Origin of the sequence: Roseisolibacter sp. H3M3-2, assembly GCF_029211165.1 — a bacterium.
Classification (GTDB): domain Bacteria; phylum Gemmatimonadota; class Gemmatimonadetes; order Gemmatimonadales; family Gemmatimonadaceae; genus Roseisolibacter.
Map to the genome: position 1 here is coordinate 1 of NZ_JARGEK010000491.1, position 2,854 is coordinate 2,854.

General features: G+C 77.1%; 4 protein-coding genes. All 4 read right to left on the reverse strand.

The window, feature by feature from the left end; genetic code table 11:
- Positions 1 to 159: 159 nt before the first annotated feature.
- Complete coding sequence (locus PYV61_RS23480) at positions 160 to 450, reverse strand: hypothetical protein (RefSeq protein WP_275836274.1); 291 nt, start codon at positions 448 to 450, stop codon at positions 160 to 162.
- Positions 451 to 504: 54 nt separating this feature from the next.
- On the reverse strand, positions 505 to 1,071 hold the full coding sequence (locus PYV61_RS23485) for an NfeD family protein (RefSeq protein ID WP_275836276.1): 567 nt from the start codon (positions 1,069 to 1,071) through the stop codon (positions 505 to 507).
- A 109-nt stretch (positions 1,072 to 1,180) separates the two neighbouring features.
- Positions 1,181 to 2,128 carry a dienelactone hydrolase family protein gene (locus PYV61_RS23490; RefSeq protein WP_275836278.1) on the reverse strand — a complete coding sequence of 316 codons (948 nt, stop codon included), beginning with the start codon at positions 2,126 to 2,128 and terminating at the stop codon, positions 1,181 to 1,183.
- Positions 2,129 to 2,163: 35 nt separating this feature from the next.
- Positions 2,164 to 2,854 (reverse strand): M15 family metallopeptidase (locus tag PYV61_RS23495; protein WP_275836280.1); only part of this gene is annotated, 691 nt, incomplete at its 5' end.

Below are 2,854 nucleotides of genomic sequence, written 5' to 3' on the forward strand. Positions count from 1 at the left end.
CGCGCGGCAGCACCGCCTCGACGCCCGCCGTGGCGAGCGCCGCTACGTCGACGCCGAGCGCCGGGTCGGGCGCGGGCGTCGGCTCGGCGGGGGCGCGGTCGCCGCCGCACGCGGCGAGGGCGAGCAGCAGGAGGGCGGCGAGGCGGCGCATGGCGGCGGTCAGCGCTTCTTGGTGAGGCTGCCCGGGGTCGGCAGCGACGGCGTGGTGGACACGGGGGTGATCGGCCCGCTGCGGAGCAGCCCCTTCCAGCCGCACTCCATGCACCAGCTGGGGCGGAACCAGGGCACCCACCGGTGCCAGAACGCGCGCTGCACGCGCAGCGTCGGCGCGTCGCAGTTGAGGCACCGGTCGCCCTGCGGGAGCAGGGCGAAGAAGAACACCGTCGCGGCGATGATCCGGAGGACGAACAGCCCCCCGAAGACGCCGATGAAGATGGCCGCGTCCGACATCGCTGACCTCCCGCCCTGCTCCCCGACGTCCCCCGCCGCGCGCCCAGCCCCGTGCTAGAGCCGCGCCTCCACCTGCGCCCAGGCCTCCACGAACGCGACGCCGTCCTCGACGCGCTCGATGGCGACCTCCGTGCCCGCGCCCATGGGGGCGCCGTCCCAGCTGCGGGCGCGCACCGTCCAGGTGCGGCCGTCGGCCTCGTACGCGATCTCCCCCTCGGCGTCGGCCGCGATCTCCCGCGTCACCGTCGCCGGGTGGCCCTGCAGGACGTACCGGTCGTCGGGCACCTCGCGGCGCACGCTCGGCAGCGCCCACCCGGCGAGCAGCCCGAGCGAGAGCGCCGCCGCCGCCGCGCCGCCGGCGAGCGCCAGCCCGACCGCCGCCGGCGCGCCGAGCGTGGTGAGACGCTGCACCGCGTAGCCGGTGACGCCGAAGGCCGTGACGAACGCGGCGACGTTCTGCCGGTTGAGCCACGGCGACGGCTCGGTGCGCGGGTCGTGCCCCGCCGACAGCTCGTGCGGCGCGCCGCCGGCCGGCGGCGCCGCGCGCTCCACGCCGTGGAGCATGACGTGGACGGCGAGCAGGAGCCCGAGGACGAAGCAGGCGGCGAAGACGACGGTCATCGGATGAAGCGTGGGGTCGGACCGTGCAAGATCAGGGCGCGTCCGACCCCCGGCAAGCGCGCGGGCCCCGCCGCGCGTTCCGACGCGCCGCGACGCCGCGGGCGCGCGGTCAGTTCGCCTCGAGGTGCTGCTTGAACCAGGCGACCGTGCGCGGCCACGCCTGCTGCGTCGCCGTCATGTTGGCGCCGTTCTGCCCGTCCTGCTGGCGCAGGAAGCCGTGCCCGGCGCCGGCGTACGTCTGGTACTGCCAGGGCACGCCCGCCGCCTTCAGCGCCGAGTCCGCCGCGGGGATCGTCGCGTTCACGCGCGCGTCGTTCTCGCCGTAGTTGGCGAACACGGCCGCCTTCGCCTTGGTGAGGTCGAAGCTCGCGTTGACGCCGCCGTAGTACGGCACCGCCGCCGACAGGGTCGGGGAGAAGGCCGCGTGCTGGAACGCCGCCGTCCCGCCCCAGCAGAAGCCGACGATCCCGTACTTCTGCGTCGCCGCCGGGAGCCCCATGCCGTACTGCGCGACCGCGAGCAGCCGCGCCTGCACCTCGGACGCCTGCAGCTGCCGCACGGCGGCGACGGCGGCCTGCGCGTCGGCCGAGTCGGCGGTGCCGCCGACGCCCTTCCCGGTGAGCAGGTCGGGGGCGATGGCGATGAACCCCTCGGCGGCCAGCTGGTCGGCGACGGCGCGGATCCACGGGCTGAGCCCGAAGATCTCGTGCACCACGAGCACGACCGGCGCCTTGGTCGCGCGCTCGGGATACACGACCCACGCGCGCACGCTGTCGCCGGCGCTCGTGCGGACCATCGCCCACTCGCCGTGGCGCGGCGACCGCTCGAGGCGCGCGCGCGCGTCGGTGGCGCCGGCGGGGAGCGACGAGGCGACGGTGGTGCGCGTGGTCGACGTCGACGTGCTGGTGGTCGTGGTGCGCGTCTCGGCCGCGTGCCCCGCGTGCTCGTCGGTCATGCGCGAGCTGCGCGCGCACCCGGCGAGGGCGAGCGCGCCGAGGGCGAGGGCGGCGAGCGGGGCGGGGGCGGGGACCACGGACGGGCGACGGGTCGCGGACATGACGGGGGTCGGTGCGTGTGGGCGCGCCGGCGCGCTCACGGGCGGGCGCCGGCGCGGATCGGGAGGTCGAACCGCAGGGGGTCGGGCGCGTCGAACGCGAAGTGCCACCACTCCTCGGCGAGGTTCGTGAACCCCTCCGCCTGCATCGCGCGCACCAGCCGCCGCCGGTTAACGGCCGCCTCGCCGCTGGCGTTCGCGGTGTGCGCGGCGCGCGAGAAGGTGTCGAACGCGGTCCCCATCTTCAGCTCGCGCCCGCCGTCGAGCCGCACCAGCGTCAGGTCGACGGCGAGGCCGAGGTTGTGCCGGCTCCGCTCGGCGATGTAGCCGTCGCGGAGCAGGTCCTCGCGCTGCACGCGCCGGGTCCAGGCGACCATCGCGGCGGTCGCGCGGACGGGCCGGTAGCCGTCGAAGACCTTGAGCCCGAGCCCCTCGGCCGCCAGCGCGCGCTGCACGCGCACCAGCGCCTCGGCGGCCTCGCGGCGCAGCAGGGCGCGCGGGGCCTCGTACCCCGGCAGCGGCTCGCCGACGAAGTTGAACGGGGTGGCGTACCGCGCCTCGACGCGGATGGTCGGGTCGGCCTTCTCGAGGTCGACGAGCAGCGACTCGGCGACGGCGTCGGGGGCGATGGCCGAGTCGGGCGCGGGAGGCGCGACCGCGGCGGCGGGCGGCGTCTGGGGGGGCGCCGCGGTCGCGGCGGGGGCGGACGGGCGGGTCGCGGGGGCGGGG

Coding starts and splice junctions, on each gene's coding strand:
- PYV61_RS23480 (WP_275836274.1), bottom strand. CDS start 450: ATGTCGGACGCGGCCATCTTCATCGGCGTCTTCGGGGGGCTGTTCGTC.
- PYV61_RS23485 (WP_275836276.1), bottom strand. CDS start 1,071: ATGACCGTCGTCTTCGCCGCCTGCTTCGTCCTCGGGCTCCTGCTCGCC.
- PYV61_RS23490 (WP_275836278.1), bottom strand. CDS start 2,128: ATGTCCGCGACCCGTCGCCCGTCCGTGGTCCCCGCCCCCGCCCCGCTC.